Raw genomic sequence first — 18,490 nt, forward strand, 5'->3', positions numbered from 1 at the left:
AATGAAACTACATAATTATATATTTATTGTTCTTGTATTTTTTTTGATAAATTGTTCTTCATGGAAAAGAATGTTGGTTGATAAAGGCACTCAAAATGATGCTGTTCAAAATGCTATTATTGACTTTTTATACACGAGTAGGCTTAGCAAAAGTGATAGTGTATTTTCTATCTATGTTGAAAATATAGATGATAATGTTTTAGGAGTTAAAGTAGGAGGTGAATTTAATAAGTTGCTTCCTGGTCCGGAAAATAGGATTGGGACTAAAAGTTCCGATTTCCCATCACGCTATATTGAAAAGGAAGGGAAATTGTTTTATTGGGTTGATTCAACACATATTTTAACAAAAGATATGGTTTCTATTTTATCCAAATATAATCATATCGATTCGTTAAATGTTAATGGATTTATAGGAATCCCCGAGACAAGTTCATTAATAGACGATTCCAAGAAAGTGGTTCACTACTTTTTTTGCAAAAGTAATATATCAATGTATAAAAAAGTTACAACCAATATCGGAATGGGGTATTACGAACCTCCAAAACTGGATTGCCCGCTCTATGAAGAGTAGCTGGCGCATCGAATGTCTCCGACTTCGCAGCCCCCCAGAAGGTGAACAACCAGGCAGAAGAACTGATTGCTGAAAACACCTATGACGACCTGGGGCAACTGGAGCAGAAAAAGGTAGGGAATACCCAAAGCAAGCCGTTACAGAGCATTAACTATGCTTATAATGTACGGGGCTGGCTAAAGGAGATCAACGACGCAGATAACCTGGGGAACAGTCTGTTCGGTTTCCAGGTGAATTACAACACCAGCCGCAGTGGAGCGGTACCTGCACTGTATAATGGCAATATAGCAGAGACCTATTGGAAAACGGCCAATGACAATACGTTAAGGCGATATGCTTATACCTATGATGCTTTGAACCGTATTACCTCGGGATTGTATAACGGAGGCGGACATACCAACCGCTATACGTTAAAGGACATCGCCTATGACAAAAACGGGAATATTACCCAACTGACCCGTAATGGCGCCATAAATACCAATGCCTCTTCATTTGGAGAAATGGACAGGTTGAGCTATGCGTATTACAATGGGGGGAATTTTTTAGTCAAGGTAAGTGATGCCGCCAATAAGACCTATGGTTTTAAGGATGGCAGTAATACAGATAATGATTATGGCCGGGATGCCAATGGGAATACCACAAGGGACAGGAACAAGGGGATTACATCTATTGCCTATAATCATCTAAATCTACCGACCCGGATAAGTTTTGGAACCAATAAAATTGACTATATTTACGATGCCTCGGGGATCAAGTTAGAGAAGGCGGTTACCCGGGGAAGTTCTGTGACAATTACCGAGTATGCCAATGACTATGTTTACGAAAATGGAGCTTTACAGTTCTTCAATCATGCAGAAGGTTATGTAGAACCTAACGGTTCGGGAGGGTTCGACTACATATACCAGTATACAGATATATGGAACAACGTAAGGCTGTCATACTCAGATACTGATGGTAGTGGTACAATAGCTCAAAGCGAGATTAGACAAGAGCGAAATTTTTATCCCTTTGGACTTGAACATAAAGGCTATAATACAGTAATAAATGGAAGAAAGCATAATAAAGAAACTTTTCAAGACCAAGAATTTACAGAGGATTTAGGGTTAAATGTTCATGAGTGGAAATACCGTATAGGAGACCCAGCTATTGGTAGGTTCTGGCAAGTTGACCCATTGGCAGAAGATTATGTTTATAACTCAACCTATGCTTTTGCTGAAAACAAACTTGGTATGGGTATTGAATTAGAAGGTCTTGAAATAACAAGTTTTGATTTAAGGCAAACCCGAAGAGAAAAAGCTGTTCTGAAAGGCGAAATGACCAAGGAACAGTACATGGCTGAAAATAAAGCTGAAGCCACAGGAGCTTTAACGGGTCTTTCGGTTGTTCTTCCTGGTCCTGAAGATTTAGTTATAGCAGGCGTTGTGTCGACTAAAGTAGGAGGGGCTATTTTGAAAGGATTAACCAAGATTTTTGGTAAAAGTAGCTCTAAAGCCGATGATGTTACGGAGATAATTATTGATGCAAATAAGCATCCTGAATCGGCCCAACATTTAGATGAAGCTATTCAAGCTGGCAAAAGTAATGAAGGAGTTATAGATAGAGCGGGGGCAGCAAATCGTAGAAAAGAGAATCTTAAAGGGACTAAAACGGAGAAAGGAAAAGATAGAGATGAAGCTCCGCCAGCTGTTATAAACACAGGTGAAAAAGCAAGTGTTAAAACTATAAATAGTTCTGATAACAGAGGTGCAGGAGGCTCAATAGGGCAGCAAATAAAGAACTTAAAAGAAGGGGAAAAAGTAAAAATAGTCCCTAAGAATTTAGAAAATAAATAGATAAATGAAACTGGACGAATTAATGAAACATAAAAGCTTGGATTTTGAACCCCAAGCTTTTTCATCTGATAATGAGAAATCCATAAAAGTTAGAGATGCTAATTATTTAGAGTTTATAAAAGCATTTAACGGAGGATATTTTTATAATAACTCCTTGATTTTATTTGGTTTTTCCAAAGAAAAAAACAGCCAGTTCAATATTGTTTACATGAATGATGTTTTCAATGAACACTATCAAAATTTAGTAGAGGGCTTATATTTTTTTGGACAAGATGTGTTTGGAAACCCTTTTGCTTTTAAGGATGGAAAAATAGTTTTCTTTAACTTAGAATCTGGTGATTTAGAAATTATTGCCAATGATTTTGAGGAGTGGTTAGATGTGTTGTACAATGATTTGGATTATTACACAGGAAAATCACTAGCATTAGAATTAAGTGTCAATCAAAGAAAAGGGTTAGCTGTAGATAGGAGATTGTGTCCGAAATATCCTTTTATCTTAGGAGGAGATTATACGATTGCTAATTTAACTCTTAAAGATTATAGAGAGAATGTTGCCTATAACTCAGATATAGCAAAGCAAGTTTATAATTTACCAGAAGGAAGCAAAATAAAAATAGTGATAAAGAATGAATAAGGTATTAGTGTTAATTTTCCTATTAGTTGGCCTTGCTTCTTGCTCCCAAAATTTGGATTGCACTGGGTTTAAGCAAGGAGGTTTTATTATTCCAAATGATACAACACAAGGGACTACATCGTATAGAATTATAAGGAACGATACACTTCAAACAGAAATTGATAGCGAAGGAGTGAAAAGATATTCTAAAATAAAATGGTTAAGCAATTGTCGTTACATATTGCTATATGATGAAGATAAAATGCCTTTAAATGATTTTCAAAAAAAAGTTAATAGTGTTGGAGGTGTTATAGTTGAAGTTATAAAAATAGAGGGTAACTGTTATCATTATACTTCTAATATAAAAGGAGACCCGTCTAGTGAGCAGATTAATGGGGTAATGTGTAAAGAGAAATAAGATAAGAATCCCGCTCTACGAAGTGTTATAAGCTCTGCGAATGTCTCCGACTTCGCAGCCTTTTACATGTGAATGAAAGACAGTATATGAAGCCCCTCTGAGAGGGGCCTCCAAAGCAAAGTTTTACAGCCTTAGTTATATTTTTTTGTAACTTACCTTTAAAAGGAACAAAGTTATGCCATAAGGATATAACATACGTGACGCTTCCAAACTACACTTTGTTACCCTGACTGTAGTGGATTGGATTGATGTATTTACAAGGAAAGTTTATAAAGACTGTATATTGGACAGCTTACGGTTTTGCATGGCAAATAAAGGCATGGTACTGTTCGGATATGTTATTATGAGTAACCATTTACACATGCTCGTACAATCCGGAAGCGGGGATTTATCGGGATTGCTCCGGGATTTTAAGAAATTTACAGCCAAAACTATTCTGAAAAAAATACAAACCGGGCCGGAAAGCAGGAGAGAGTGGATGCTGGAACGGTTTGCCAGGGCAGCCGGCAGGCATTCGAGGAACAAAACATATCAATTCTGGAAGTATGGTAATCACCCTGAAGAGGTTTACAGTGAATAATTCCTGTGGTCCAAGTTAGACTATATTCATTTAAATCCTGTAAGAGCCGGGATTGTAGAGCGTGCCGGGGATTATATATATTCAAGTGCTGGTCATTATATCCATGGCAGGGGAGTTTTGGAGGGGATCACCCTGGCCGCGAACCCGGTTGTTGATGTGCTTAAGCCTTCTTCATTTACAAAGTCTTTGCGGCAATAATATGGAGCGGGATATGCCTCGGAGAGGTGTTTGAGGTTTTTTCTTTTAGTTGGAGATTTTAGGCTGCGAAGTTGCAAACTTCGCAGAGCTGTGGCAAAGTCTTTATGACGAAAAGGGCGGCGAATGGAGACCCCTTAATCAATAATGAATGACGAATAATGAATATCCAATGACGAAGTTTTGAGTTTCAGAAATCAGATCGTTTCTCCAACTTTACGATACTTCTGCATTCTGCGTTCGACATTCGGTATTCGAAATTTATAAATTACAAAAACACTATGAAAACAAAAGCCCTGGTCATTCCGGCCATACTGATCTGTAGCTGTACTCCTTCCGAAAAGAAAGAAGCCTCTCTTCCTCCTTATCCCGAGGCCCCTTCCGTGCCCGTGACAGAAAACTATTTTGGCAGGAGCATTAAAGACGACTACAGAAACCTTGAAAATCTGGAGGACAGCCTCACTTTAAATTGGTTTAAAGCACAGTCCGAACACACCCAGGCAGTATTCAACAGGCTCTCGGGCAGGGATAAACTGATCGATAAAATGGAGGATTACGATAAACGAAAGCCATACGATACCTGGTATTACAGGATTACGGGAGATGACCAGCATTTCTTTTTAAGGGAAGAAAGCGGGGAAAATGCCCCGAAATTATATTATCGGAAAAACTTTAATTCACCGGACGAACTTGTTTTCGACTCTAAAGACTTTAAACCGGACGAAGGACATGAATACAGGATCAATTATATAAAACCCAGTTGGGACGGGGCTTATGTCGCGGTAGCCCTGTCCTATGGCGGAGCTGAGATATCAGAGATGATCATTATCGATATGAAGACCCGTAAACCGCTTCCCCAGGTCATAGGCCACTGCTGGCCGTCCGATAGTGGCGGGATAAGCTGGCTTCCGGATAACAGCGGGTTTATCTATTTACATTACCCCGTAATTGATGCGAACTCCCCGTCTTTTCTGAAAGATATGAAATCGGTAGTTTATAAGATAGGTCAGGACCCTGAAAAGTTACATGTGATCTTTAGCCGGGAAACCCAGAAGGAGTTGAATATTTCCGAGGAGGATTTTCCCGGGGTTAGCATCGGGGATCGGAATGATAAATATATGCGCGGGAGAATCGGGGGTGCAACAGCTTATTTTGACTACTATTATGCTGATATCAAAGACCTGGGTACAGGGAAAATAGCGTGGAAAAGTCTCTACAAAAAAGAGGATAAAGTAAAACATGCGATTTTCAGGGGGGATTCTCTCCTATATCTTTCGGCTAAAAACGTTTCAAATTTCCGGATTTTAAGCAGCCCCTTAAACGGTCCTGCCGATCCGGATACCGATACCGTATTGGCCGATCCGAAGGAGAATGAAGTTATTAATGATTTTGAGGTTACATCAAACGGCATCTATTTTACGACCACTAAAAACGGGGTGGAAGGTAAATTATATCATATCGATGAAGGGAAAGAGAAAGAAATTAAATTACCCAAAGTATCAGGGCGGGTGAACATTTCATCGAAAGGACTGTCCTATCCCGACCTGTGGGTATCCACGATGGGGTGGGTTAATGACTATATCAGGTATAAATACAACCCGGAAACCGGTGAATTTACCGAGCAAATGATCTCTCCGAACGGCGATTATCCCGAATTCAGGGATTTCGTGGTTAAAGAGTTATCCGTACCCTCTCATGACGGTAAGGATATTCCGCTTTCCGTTATTCATAAAAAGAATGTGGAATTAAACGGGGAAAATCCGACGCTTCTCTATGGATATGGTTCCTATGGTCATTCGATATCCCCGTTCTTTTCACCGGCATGGCTCACCTGGGTCGAAGAAGGCGGGATCTTGTGTGTAGCCCATGTACGTGGCGGAGGAGAGAAAGGCGACCGGTGGTACCAGGATGGAAAGAAAGAGCGTAAGCCGAATACGTGGAAAGATCTTATTTCATGTACGGAATACATGATCAAAGAAGGTTATACATCGAACAGGAAAACAGTGATTAACGGAGGAAGTGCCGGCGGGATTCTCATTGGCCGGGCCATGACGGAAAGGCCCGACCTGTTTGCCGTTGCTATCCCGGAAGTCGGGGTGATGAATGCGCTGAGAGGTGAAAACGGCCCTAACGGACCCAATAACATAAAAGAGTTTGGTACGGCAAAAGATTCCCTGGAATGCATGGCACTCATTGAAATGGACGCCTATCTGCATATTAAAGAAAATGAGAAGTACCCGGCAACATTAATTACCACGGGAATGAATGATCCGCGGGTAGTACCCTGGCAACCGGGAAAATTTGCCGCCAAACTCCAAAAGAATAACGGTTCGGACAAACCCGTTATATTTTCGGTAGACTATGAATCGGGTCACGGTATGGGAGATTCCAAAGCGAAACAGTTTGAACAGCTTGCCAATACCTATGCTTTTGCCTTCTGGCAGACCGGTAAGAAGGATTACCGATACGGTAAAAATTAAACGCTTCCATATGACGAAGAGCACGATAAATATCAAAAACAATTTAAACATAGAATTGGTACAACGGGAGGAATGTACACCGGAGATAACGGGTTTTTGAATAATCTTACTAACAAAAGCCTTAACAGGTACATCATACTTTTTGGTGCAGAGCGTGAAGCGCTCCTGAAAATGGCGGTGAATTTCCTGTAAACCCCACTAAAATTCCCTATTTTTACCCTATAGGTTTTAGGTCCAACAAAACACAGGTTTATGAACAAAAAATATTACTCCTTTCTTTTTATTGTACTATTCATTAGCTGCAAAAGCATTACCGTCAACAACCAGTTCCAGCGGACTACAACAGAACCCCTGGAGCTGGGGGTTATCGGCTTGCATGAAGACTATTACCCCAATGACCGTTTTTCCATGACTACCGTGCCGGAACTGGACAAGAAAATCCGGGTAAAAGTGGTGAAAAACACCTTTAACAAAAGAAAGTTCAATGCCTATCTGAAGGCCTCCCCCGAAAACCGGATGCAGTTGCAGTACGTCGATTCCCTGCCGGACAAGCCGGAATACGTATCCCTGCAACTTATCGACAATGTAACGCATGTGGAGGAACTCAATAAAGACAAAAACCTGGTGGATTACCTGAAACCACGGACCGATGCCTTTATGGTCACTTCCGTAGCTGCTGCATTACAGGGAATGCAATTGCAGTCCATGGCTACTGCAGAAAGTGTTTTCCTGGTGTATGATAAGGAGCTCAGAAAATATTACCTGGAAGTCAACAAAAGAGACAAGACCACAGCCAGCATACGTATGGAAGATATGGAAGTGTTTTCCTATGGATTGTCATTTTTCTGCTGGGCAGAAGATCAAAGGCGCCGGGTAGTGATAGGAGATATCATAGAAGAACATCACTCCTGTCCGGGCGATACGGAAAAAAAGGCTTCCGAAGTGAAAAAGAAAGTCAACTATTTTAAGCTGTAAATTATGATGCCGTCAATTCAGAATATAAAAAGTTACTTTATAAGTGGTGTACAGTTCATACTGTTGGGTGTGGTGATCACAGGTTGTGATGATATTACGGAAATTCCCGATATATCCGACAAGGAAGTCCTTCTTATTGCCCCTGCGGACGGGACAACGGTAAGGGGCAATGCCGTTACCTTTACCTGGCAACCCGTGGAAGATGCAGAATCTTACATATTACAGGTAGCCACTCCCGGTTTTCCCAATGCATCCCAGGTGGTCATAGATCACACGATCGAAAGGGACACCTCAGATAACTCCCTGGCCACATCTTACAGCAAGGAAATGCTGCCTAACACTTACGAATGGCGGGTAAAGGCCGTAAACAGCGGTTATGAAACTCCTTTTTCCACAAATGCCTTTACATTGACCGAAAGCGATGGCTTTTCCGAAAATACAGTGATATTAAATGCTCCGGAGGATAACCAGGTAACCAATGAAGCAGAGATTACACTCTCGTGGAGTGCCATAACGGAAGCTACCGGTTACCGCATACAAATACTGGATGACAGTGAAAGTGTGGTACAGGAGGAAGAAACTGCCGAAACTTCCCTGGAAGTCACTTTTGAAGAAGGCGGTTTTACCTGGCAGGTAAGGGCTGAGAAGGATGCGGAAAGCACCCTGTACAGCTCCAGGGAGATATTGGTAGATCTGACCGTTCCCAATACTCCGGCACTGACCGCACCCGCAGATGACAGCGCCACTGGCGATACGGAAATTACCTTTAGCTGGAACAGGGAGAATGTACCCGGGAGTGCCGAATACGACAGGATTTCCGTTTACAGTGACGAAAGCCTTGAAACCCTGGTTACAGAAGAAGACGTGAATACTAAAACCTTTACTGCTACCCTTGAAGAAGGTACGTATTACTGGAATGTACAAAGCTTTGACAGGGCAGGAAATGAAGGGGGGGTATCCTCTACCTTTAGTTTTACTATAAACTAAATAGAAGGCTCTGCCGGGAGACTGAGTAAACTCCGGAACCGGCTCCTTAAAAACAATTAGGGTATACATCAACCAAAACACAATATAATTATGGACAGCTATAGTTTAAACAGGGGAAAAATAAACGGGATGTTTTTTATGATGTTCATCCTTTGTTTTTCATTGTACGGCCAGAATTACAACCCTTTAAGCTATCATTTTAACGGAACCCCGGATCACGGGATAAAGATCAGGACCAATATTCCTTTTCAGGATGGTGTGGGAATGCCTACGGTTATATTAGAAGGATTTGAATATCAACGAGGGAATATTATAGACATAAAACTGAATTGGTATGTGTTCCATGGTGAGTTTATTAGGTCAAATGCATCGTCGTCAGGTTCTTATACCCCTGAAATTAAGCTGGCTAATGATAACGGAAAAATATCCATATATATTAACGATAGGAAATATTTTTCCAGGTTTAATATTCGGGTTTTTGCTCAAGGTAGAGGAGAAACTCCTTCCATGTTTGAAAACTGGGTAGCTGTAGATGAACCCATATCCGGGGATAATATTGTAAGTGTGCCCTACAAAAACAAGTTTTCTCCGGAAATTGTCTCTACTGCTTCAGGGAATGTGGGAATAGGTACGGCAAGCCCGGACGCTAAACTTACCGTAAAGGGAAAAATCCATGCACAGGAAGTAAAAGTGGATTTGGGAGGGGCCATCGCCCCGGATTATGTTTTTGAGGAAGATTATGATCTGCCTTCCCTGAAGGAAATCCGTGAATATATTCTTCGAAAGGGCCATCTGCCTGAGATTCCTTCAGCTGAAGAGATGAAGGAACACGGCATTAACCTGAACGAAATGAACCTGAAACTGCTGAAAAAAATAGAAGAATTAACACTTTATACCATTCGCCAGGAAGAAAGGATAGATGCTCTGGAAAAGCAAAATAAAGAGATAACGGGATTGTTACAACAATTACCGGATCAGGAATAGGGACGGAATGAACAAAAAACGCAACACAACATATATACTGCTGGCCGCAGTACTGGTAATATGGGGCCTTATCGGCTACAGGGTTTTAAGAACGCTGAGTCCTGAACGCGAACCGTCCCCCGGTACAGGCCCGGGCGTCACCTTTAAACCTCAGGCGTTTAAAAAACAGGAAGTATTTACCGTGGCCGTCCATGAACGGGACCCTTTTCTGGGAACGATGATGAGGCCGAAAAAAAAGCCTGCCCGTAAACCTGTGGTACAAACAGAAATTCCCCCGGAAATGGAAGTGCCGGTGTATTACGCGGGGATGGTCAGAGACGACAAATCCCGGGAAAAGATCTATTTTGTACAGATTGACGGTATGCAGCAGCTTATGCGTATCAATGACGAGATAAACGGGGTAAAGCTGGTACGGGGAGACCCTAAGGAAATTACTGTTTTGTATAACGGCAAACGCAAAACCATTCCCATTAATTAAATGGTTATCGGGGTGTTCCGAACAAATCTGCCATTGAAAACAGCGTTGAATTTCTTTGGTTGGAATAACATACCGCTCTTACTATGAACGGAAATGAAAGCTATAAAAAACTCATGGGGTTATGGCGTACTAAAAAGTCGTCCGGGGCTTTGCAGTTCGTGATCTTTATCGGGGTGGTCATTGCCATTCTGCTTGCGGCATTTGTAGCCCTTATACATACCCGGACCCTTTTCAGGAAACAGTCGGGGTTTACCGTAGAGACTGTAAAAAATGCCGGTTTCGGAATAGATTATGCCCTGAATCATACCCTCCCTTTCGGCGATACCACTACGATAAACCTTCAGGATGAAGATTACAAAAGCCTTAAACTTCATAAAAGCTATTGGGGGGTATTGGAAAAAACGGTAGCCGTTTCCCGGATAAAAAACAAAAAATTTACTCGTCTTGCATTGGTGGGTGGATATTTTTTGAAGAAAGAACGGCCTGCCCTATATCTGCAGGACAACAATCGCCCCTTGGTGGTTGTGGGAAACGCCCGGATACAAGGGACTGCCTTTTTGCCGGAACCCGGGATAAAACCGGGAAATATTTCCGGGAATTCCTATTATGGCGGCTCATTGATCTATGGTAAAACAGAACACAGCCAGTCCCGGCTTCCTGAAATTCCTGCTTCTCTTACCGAACATATAGTGGCTGTGACAAAAGGAACTTTTGAAATGGATGAAGATAAGATCCTGTCTCCCGAAGGAGGGAAAACATATAAAAATTCATTTACGGAAACCACTCAGTATGTTTACAATCCGGGAGAAATACTTCTACAGGGGACGACCCTGAAAGGAAATATAGTGGTATACAGTGAAACCGGGATTATTGTAGATCATAGTGCTGTCCTGAAGGATGTAGTACTTGTTGCCCCGGAAATAGAGGTTAAAGACAGAACCAGGGGTTGTTTCCAGGCCATAGCTACAAAAAAGATCACAATAGGTAAGCAATGCAGGCTCAGTTATCCCTCTGCGTTGGTCATACAGGAAGAAGAAAAGAATTCTTCTTCGGAAAATGAGGCCTCCGTGCCTTCCGGTGTCGAAGAGGAAAACCATATACGGATCGGGGAAAAGTCTGAGGTCGGGGGCTTTGTACTATACCTGGGGAGAGAAAAAGAAAACAACTATATTTCCCAGGTTATTGCGGAAGAAGGATCGGAGTTATATGGCGAGATCTATTGCAACCAGAATACCGAACTGAAAGGCAATGTAAACGGAACGGTATTTACGGGAAACTTTATAGCCAACCAGGCCGGTTCCATCTATCAGAATCACCTGTATAACGGGAAGATCGTAGAAGATGAACTTCCTTTGGAATATGCAGGCCTGTTACTGGATAAAAAAAAGAAGGACGTGGCAAAATGGCTCTATTAAAAACGATAAACAAACGGGTAAGAGCAGCAACCCTGATGGAGACTTTGGTGGCTACGGTGCTTATTGTAGTTATTTTTATGGTGACCAGCCTTATACTGAACAACCTTTTTGCCGGTACCGTAAAGGGAAATACCCGGAAGATTGAAACCCGCTTTAATGAACTGGAATACGGATTAAAAAACAACACATTAAAACTTCCGTACTCCGAAACTTTTGGAAAATGGAATATTTCGGTTGTTATGGAAGGACAGGGACCGTATGGGAATACATCAGATGCCGGCGAAGGATACAGGGAGGCGGTTATAGAAGCAAAACAGAATAATAGTGACAAGAGAACAGAGCGGAAAGTGATTTATAAATACCATGGCAAAACGCAATAAAATACCGGCCTTTACATTAAGTGAAATGCTGGTGGTCATTGCCCTGACTGCCGTAGTGGTAGCCATGGCCTTTTCTGTTTTGAGTCTGGTGCAACGACAAATGAAAGGCATGGAGGAGAATTTTGCGAAAGACACGGGGCTGGAATTGCTGGAGCAGGCATTATGGCTGGATTTCAACCGGTACCGGGTTGTTTCTTTTAATCCTTCCTCCGATGAAATACATTTTAGAACGGAACTGGACTCTGTGTATTATCAATTACACGAAAACAGGGTTATTAAATATCCGGATACTTTTAATATCAGGTTTCCCGTAAAGAAGTTTTACAGGGATGGCCGGGAAGTAACCGGAGGGATCATAGATGCCCTGCAACTGGAAACTTCCTCGGATACCATTGGTAACAGGAAGTTGTTTGTCTTTAAAAAGAATGATGCAACCCAATATATGAATCAAAGCAAGCATTAAAAGATGGCATTTAAGCTGGAAAATATATCCAAAGAAAAAAAACCGGCAGGACAAATGTCCCGGAATACGCTGAAAGAATCCGGGGGAAAGGGTTCCGGAGGGTTGTCGGGGTTGTTACAAAAGGAGATCACGCTTTTCGGCAAGCCATTTTCCAATAAGAAGAAAGAAGATTTTTATACGGAAATCAGTATTTTATTAAAAGCAGGAATCACCCTTAAAGAAGCATTAACCCTTATCAGAGAAAACCAGAAAAAGAAAAACCTGCAACAATTCCACGATGATCTGATCGGGGAGATAGTCTCCGGAAAAAACTTTTCGGATGCCGTACAGGGTAAAAAAGAGTTTACCGAATATGAATATCATTCACTGAAAATCGGGGAAGAAACAGGAACCCTGGAAAGAGTAACCGAAGAGCTCGGCAGTTTTTTTGCCGGGAAAAACGAACAACGAAGAACCCTTATCAGTGCATTGATCTATCCGGTTATTATCCTTACCACCGCAGTACTGGTAGTTGTCTTCATGTTGCGGTATGTAGTTCCTATGTTTCAGGACATTTTCACCCAAAATAATGTGGAATTACCCGGAATAACCAAGGCTATAATTAATCTTTCCAATTTTAGCGAAGGCAAAGGATGGGTACTGATAGTATTCATTATCGGTTTTTTAATCGGCCGCAAAGTACTGGCCGGAAAGAAATGGTATAAAAGGATTAAAGATCATATTCTGATGAAAACCCCTTTTATAGGCCCCTTCGTAAAAAATGTATACCTGGCGCAGTTTACCCAGGCCGTATCGTTGCTAACAGCGTCAAGGGTCCCTGTGGTTAACAGCATTCAACTGGTAAAAAAGATGATAAGCTTTTATCCCCTGCAACAGGCGCTTGAAGAAGTAGAATCCGGGATATTACAAGGGCAGAGCCTGAGTGAGAGCTTAAAACAGGCACAGATATTTGACCATAAGATGGTGGCCCTGGTGAAAGTAGCCGAAGAAACCAATCAGACCGAGTTTATCTTTGACCGCTTGAACCACCAGTATAATGTGGAAGTACAGCAAAAATCCAAAATGCTTTCTACAATGATGGAGCCTTTTATTATCCTTTTTGTCGGGATTATAGTAGGAGTTATCCTTATTGCCATGTACCTGCCGATGTTTAAGCTGAGCAGTGTGCTGGGATAATATCATAACGCGAATAATGTTTAAACATTGAGGACCAAAAGCATTTCAAAATTACAGGCCTTTCAAAGGCTCCTTTGTCTGAAGAGGGGAGTTTTTATCTGACAGGCTTCGGAGCATTTTAAATCTCACTTAGTGGGGGTATTGTGTCCCTTGGCAGTATATAATTTACAGACCTCACAATTCCCGGAATTGTCGTCCTGATCTGAAATATGCTCAAAAGCATGAAGGTTCACTACTTTCAACAGGAAGAAAGCAATAAATAAGAAAACGGATATTGTTTTTGCTGCTCTTTAGTCGCATTTAGTTCAAAAAGCAGGATATTATAAATTGATCTACAAGAACTCCCGGTATTATATTGATGTATTCATCGTTTAAGTGACTTAAAAGTTCCGGGTCTTCCGAAAATCGGTTCAGAATTTGTATCTGCCTGACGACCGGCCATCCTAAAATTTAAAACGGATCAGGACCAAAGGGGGTAGGTTTTTTAACTTGTTATAAGCTTCCGGTTTTCTTCCTTATTTACAAAAAAGGAAAAAGAACTGTTTCACAAATCATAAGTTGTGCCCCCTATGTCCCGTAGCTTTACGTATAAACCTCCCGGCAAGGGTCGCAATTTTTGCCTGACTCACAACTTTTAATCGTTTTTTGATTCGATATAAGTATTTAAATTGTTAAAATTATTATTTTATTTTTGGATTAAATGTGTTTTTTTGACAAAGCAGAATATTTTGGGGAAATTACAGGATAAAAAGGGCTCCGGAGAAATTAGCGTATTTTTTTATATATGTTTTTGTTTAGTGAGTTGTAATGCTTTGCAGGCTTTTCAGCCGACAAATGATTTTATTGATTATAACACGAGGTATATCGGTATAGAGGATGGTCTTTCGCATAGTTCGGTAACCGAAATTTATCAGGATTCCAAAGGTTTTATGTGGATTGGCACTTTTGACGGGCTTAACAGGTATGACGGATATGAGTTTACGGTATATCATCATCAACCGGAAGATTCTGCCAGTCTTGCAAACAATCGTATAGAAAGCATATACAGCCACAAGGATCTGGTTTATATAGGTACGAAACTGGGTTTGAGCATATATAATTATAAAAATGATCGCTTTTTCACAGTAAAGTTTAAAAATGATCGTACCGGGGAATTGTTGCCTATGGAACGCCCGGTAAACGATATTACGGGAAATGCAGAAATTGTTTATGTAGCTACTGCAGGAAAGGGACTTATGGTTCGGGAAAGTGTCGGCCCGGATGATTGTTTTTACCGGATTCCCCTTGCGGGAAGCCATAATAATAGCCTGGATTATCATGCCCAGGCCATGGCATTTGATAGTCGCAAACAACTCTGGGTTTTTGTACAGGGCATTGGAATAACCGTGCTTAACGAAGAAGCGGGACAACTGGAAGTCGTCTATTCCGGGGTAAGAAGCGGGCACAGTATGGTTTTTGGGCGGGAACATGAATTATGGATGGGATTGGATAATGGTGTTTTACGTTATGATACCGATAAGAAAATGCCCCGTTTCTTTACGGAAGGCGCATTGGGGTATGAAGTTAAGGACCTGGCATATATAGAGGACCGGCAGGAAATATGGGCAGCTACGGACGGAAACGGGTTATTTGTATATACGGATACATCAGGTCGTTTTCAGGCCTTTCAAACCCTTACCGGCAGGACAGACATTGTGACAAGCAGATCTGTATATGACCTTTATGCGGATGACAAAGGGCGGAAATGGATAGGAACCAAAGTAGGGATAAAACTCATTCTCAACGATAAAATACCGTTCAGGACGATTTCCCGAAGTGCTGTTGCAGGACTTCCGGGCGATCTTGTATTTTCCTTTGCCCAACAGGGCGACAGACTTTGGATAGGAACAGACGGAAATGGTCTCGGGGCATATGATCTGAAAACCGGAAAAACAGAGAAATACAGTGCGGCTTCCCGAGACAGGGATTCTTTAGTGAGCGATTTTATAACCTCCCTGAAGATCAGAAACGATAATTTGTGGATAGGCACTTACGGAGGAGGAGTGAACCGCCTGGATAATGCGACGAATACTTTTAAAAGATATAATCTCTACAACAGCAGAACAAACAGGAATGAAAGTAATGTGTGGGTATTGTTTACGGACAGCAAACAAAGATTATGGGCAGCTACCTCTGATCAGGAAGGGCTTTTTGTATATCGCGAGGAAGATGACCGGTTTGCGTATGTGAAGTCCGGCATTGCAGGGGTACTGGCCATGACAGAAAGTAAAGACGGCAGGTTCTGGATAGGTTCTTACGGACATTTATTTGAATTCGATCCCGAAACGGGAATAACCCGAACGTATAACATTAATTATCCCGTCCGGTCTCTGAAATTCGCAGATGAACATCTCCTGATGGCCGGTACGGAAGGAGGGGGACTTTTATTACTGGATACACAACGGGGAACGAGAAAAATACTGACCGGAAAGGATGGCCTGCCCGATAATTCCGTTCTCAATATTTTACGTGATGACTACGGTTATTTCTGGATGAGCACATATAATGGGATATGCAGGTTTGACATAAAAGAACATAAGTTTAAGAATTTTTATGCCGCGGACGGACTTCAGAGCAATCAATTCAATTATAATGCGGCTTTAAAGCTCAGTTCGGGAGAACTGGCTTTCGGAGGTATTAAAGGAAGTAATATTATTAACCCCGGGCTGGAAATGCCTGAAAAAGACTTTCCCAATCTGGCCATTACCAGAATAAAGGTCAATAATCAGCCGCTGGCCAGAGACGGGAGTCCGGCATTGGTACTTGATGAATTGCGGGTGCCTTATGAAAAATCAATGCTTTCGTTTGAGTTTGTCGCCCAGGAATACGGTAACCCGGAAAAAATATCATATGCCTGTTTCCTGGAAGGATGGGACAGGGAATGGCAATATACGGGAACTTCCAGGGTGGCAAATTATTCCAAATTGCCGGAAGGAAACTATACCATGCGGATAAAGTCCACCAATACCGATGGTATATGGAATATGAACGGGATAGCTTTTCCCGTGGTGGTGAATCCTCCGTGGTTCCGTACTCCGCTGGCATACGTGCTTTATGCTGTATTGTTTGGTGTTGTGATCTCTGTTATCCTCCTGTATCAGAAAAAACAATCCCGGTTAAAGTATGAAGTGGAATTGTCCGGGCAGATAGCCAAAAGGGAGAAAGAGTTGCACGAAAAGAAAATAAACTTTTTTACCAATATCTCTCATGAATTCCGTTCGCCGTTAACCATGATTATCAATCCGCTGAAGGATATTATTTACGGAAGAGACCAGGAGATCGATCCCGGGACTATCGAAGTGGCGTATCGCAATTCCAGGAGGCTGCTTAGCCTTGTAGACCAGTTGATACTATTCAGAAAGGTGGATGACGATACCGGAGTGCTTAAAATAAACAACTGTGATATCATACATCTGTGTAAAGAAGTGTACAATTGTTTTATACATCGGGCAAAAAAGAAAGGAATAACATATAATTTTCACGCAGATATTTCCAACCCGGTAGTATACATAGATAAGGAGAAAATGGAAATCGCCCTTTTTAACCTGGTTTCCAATGCACTCAAGTTTACGAAAAAAAACAGGGGAATGGTTTCGTTTGAAATTTTTGAAAATGAAAAAGGGATTGTTATGGAGATAGCAGATAACGGAATATCAATTCCTCCGGCAGATAAAAAACGTATTTTCGAGTTGTTTTACCAAAGAGAGGAAAACCGGACTGTTAAGAAAAAAGGATTCGGAATAGGCCTGTACCTGGTTAGAAAAATTGTAGAAAGACATAGAGGCACAGTGCAATGTATGGACAATGACCGGGGAGGCACCACATTCAGAATAGAACTTTTGGGAGAAGAGATACGAAAAACCCGTGAAGACGGAGATAAAGCTACCGGTATAAGTATGTTGCCCGACCCATCGTTTGCGGAAGATGATCTGCAATATACAGCAGAGAGGATACCGGAAAACCCAACAACTGTAGATGATGATATTATCAGGGATAAAAGGGCCGTACTGATTGTTGATGATAATCCGCAAATACGCGCATACTTATCTGCTGTTCTCAGTGAATATTATCTGGTTACCCGGGCTTCCGGTGCCGAAGACGGACTGGAAATGCTTCGGAAGCAGGATTTCGATTTTATTATCTCTGATGTGGTCATGGAAAAAATGAACGGAGTGGAATTCTGCGAGATCGTGAAAAATGATAAGGACCTCAGGCATATTCCTGTAATTCTGCTTACTGCGGGCACTTCCGAAGAACTGAAACTGATGGGAGCGGAAGTAGGTGCGGATGACTATATTACCAAACCCTTCGATAAGGAATATTTGAAGGCCCGGATAAAAGGGATACTGAATCGGAGAGAGGTCATTAAAAAACACCTTATACGGGAGGTCACCGGGGAGCAGAAAGACCTGAAACTTTCTGACGAGGATAAGGCGTTTGTGGACAGGATCGTGGAAGTGGTAGAATTGAACCTGAATAACGAGACTTTTACAGTAGCCGGAATGGCAGGAGAAGTGGGGATGAGCCAGTCGCTGATCTATAAGAAAATAAAACAGATCACCGGGAAATCCATTACCGAATTTATTAGATTCATCCGGCTCAGGCAGGTCGCTACGGCATTGATAACTACGGAAATTCAGATCAGTCAGGCGGCCCTGAATGCCGGCTTTGGCGATATGAAGTACTTCCGGAAACAGTTCAAGGAACAATACCGGATGACCCCGTCGGAATTCCGCAAAAAATACAGTAATGTTAAGGATAAGAAATACATCCTGAATGAAAGTTTCTGGAAAATGGAATGAAACGGATCTGTGTTTGGTGCATAACAAAAACAGATCGGCTTAACAGGAATTAGGCTTATGAGCGCTTCTTTATCATAAGTCCGGCTAAAAAAGTCCTCCCCG

The 18,490-nt window shown here is 41.7% G+C and carries 15 protein-coding genes; all 15 read left to right on the forward strand.

Annotated features, from left to right (window positions below; translation table 11 throughout):
• Position 1 precedes the first annotated feature (1 nt).
• Complete coding sequence (locus LS482_RS09780) at positions 2 to 571, forward strand: hypothetical protein (protein ID WP_233031601.1); 570 nt, start codon at positions 2 to 4, stop codon at positions 569 to 571.
• A 41-nt stretch (positions 572 to 612) separates the two neighbouring features.
• A complete protein-coding gene (locus tag LS482_RS09785) occupies positions 613 to 2,403 on the forward strand; it encodes an RHS repeat domain-containing protein (RefSeq protein WP_233031602.1) in 1,791 nt (596 codons plus the stop codon).
• Positions 2,404 to 2,407: 4 nt separating this feature from the next.
• Positions 2,408 to 3,037, forward strand: a complete 630-nt coding sequence (locus tag LS482_RS09790) for an SMI1/KNR4 family protein (protein WP_233031603.1) — start codon at positions 2,408 to 2,410, stop codon at positions 3,035 to 3,037.
• On the forward strand, positions 3,030 to 3,434 hold the full coding sequence (locus LS482_RS09795; RefSeq protein WP_233031604.1) for a hypothetical protein: 405 nt from the start codon (positions 3,030 to 3,032) through the stop codon (positions 3,432 to 3,434). Before LS482_RS09790 ends, LS482_RS09795 begins: the two co-directional genes overlap by 8 nt.
• Before the next feature lie 193 nt (positions 3,435 to 3,627).
• Positions 3,628 to 4,014, forward strand: coding sequence for a transposase (locus tag LS482_RS09800; protein ID WP_367890605.1), 387 nt, complete (start codon positions 3,628 to 3,630; stop codon positions 4,012 to 4,014).
• 476 nt (positions 4,015 to 4,490) lie between these two features.
• A complete protein-coding gene (locus LS482_RS09805; protein WP_233031605.1) occupies positions 4,491 to 6,689 on the forward strand; it encodes a prolyl oligopeptidase family serine peptidase in 2,199 nt (732 codons plus the stop codon).
• Between the two features lie 252 nt (positions 6,690 to 6,941).
• Entirely contained in the window at positions 6,942 to 7,664 is a 723-nt protein-coding gene (locus tag LS482_RS09810) for a hypothetical protein (protein WP_233031606.1), read from the forward strand.
• A 3-nt stretch (positions 7,665 to 7,667) separates the two neighbouring features.
• Positions 7,668 to 8,651 carry a hypothetical protein gene (locus LS482_RS09815; RefSeq protein ID WP_233031607.1) on the forward strand — a complete coding sequence of 328 codons (984 nt, stop codon included), beginning with the start codon at positions 7,668 to 7,670 and terminating at the stop codon, positions 8,649 to 8,651.
• A 90-nt stretch (positions 8,652 to 8,741) separates the two neighbouring features.
• Positions 8,742 to 9,635, forward strand: coding sequence for a tail fiber protein (locus LS482_RS09820; RefSeq protein WP_233031608.1), 894 nt, complete (start codon positions 8,742 to 8,744; stop codon positions 9,633 to 9,635).
• Between the two features lie 7 nt (positions 9,636 to 9,642).
• On the forward strand, positions 9,643 to 10,113 hold the full coding sequence (locus tag LS482_RS09825) for a hypothetical protein (protein ID WP_233031609.1): 471 nt from the start codon (positions 9,643 to 9,645) through the stop codon (positions 10,111 to 10,113).
• A gap of 83 nt (positions 10,114 to 10,196) precedes the next feature.
• The gene (locus tag LS482_RS09830; protein WP_233031610.1) at positions 10,197 to 11,528 is read left to right on the forward strand and encodes a hypothetical protein; all 1,332 of its coding nucleotides are present in this window, start codon (positions 10,197 to 10,199) and stop codon (positions 11,526 to 11,528) included.
• Positions 11,516 to 11,908 (forward strand): hypothetical protein, encoded by a 393-nt coding sequence (locus LS482_RS09835; RefSeq protein ID WP_233031611.1) that lies wholly within the window; start codon positions 11,516 to 11,518, stop codon positions 11,906 to 11,908. The genes LS482_RS09830 and LS482_RS09835 overlap by 13 nt, the downstream gene beginning before the upstream one ends.
• Positions 11,892 to 12,371 (forward strand): PulJ/GspJ family protein, encoded by a 480-nt coding sequence (locus LS482_RS09840; RefSeq protein ID WP_233031612.1) that lies wholly within the window; start codon positions 11,892 to 11,894, stop codon positions 12,369 to 12,371. The genes LS482_RS09835 and LS482_RS09840 overlap by 17 nt, the downstream gene beginning before the upstream one ends.
• Positions 12,372 to 12,374: 3 nt before the next feature.
• Positions 12,375 to 13,547 carry a type II secretion system F family protein gene (locus tag LS482_RS09845; RefSeq protein WP_233031613.1) on the forward strand — a complete coding sequence of 391 codons (1,173 nt, stop codon included), beginning with the start codon at positions 12,375 to 12,377 and terminating at the stop codon, positions 13,545 to 13,547.
• A gap of 797 nt (positions 13,548 to 14,344) precedes the next feature.
• Positions 14,345 to 18,388 carry a hybrid sensor histidine kinase/response regulator transcription factor gene (locus tag LS482_RS09850; RefSeq protein WP_233031614.1) on the forward strand — a complete coding sequence of 1,348 codons (4,044 nt, stop codon included), beginning with the start codon at positions 14,345 to 14,347 and terminating at the stop codon, positions 18,386 to 18,388.
• Positions 18,389 to 18,490 lie beyond the last annotated feature (102 nt).

It is taken from the genome of Sinomicrobium kalidii (assembly GCF_021183825.1).
In the GTDB taxonomy this organism is placed as follows: Bacteria; Bacteroidota; Bacteroidia; order Flavobacteriales; family Flavobacteriaceae; genus Sinomicrobium; species Sinomicrobium kalidii.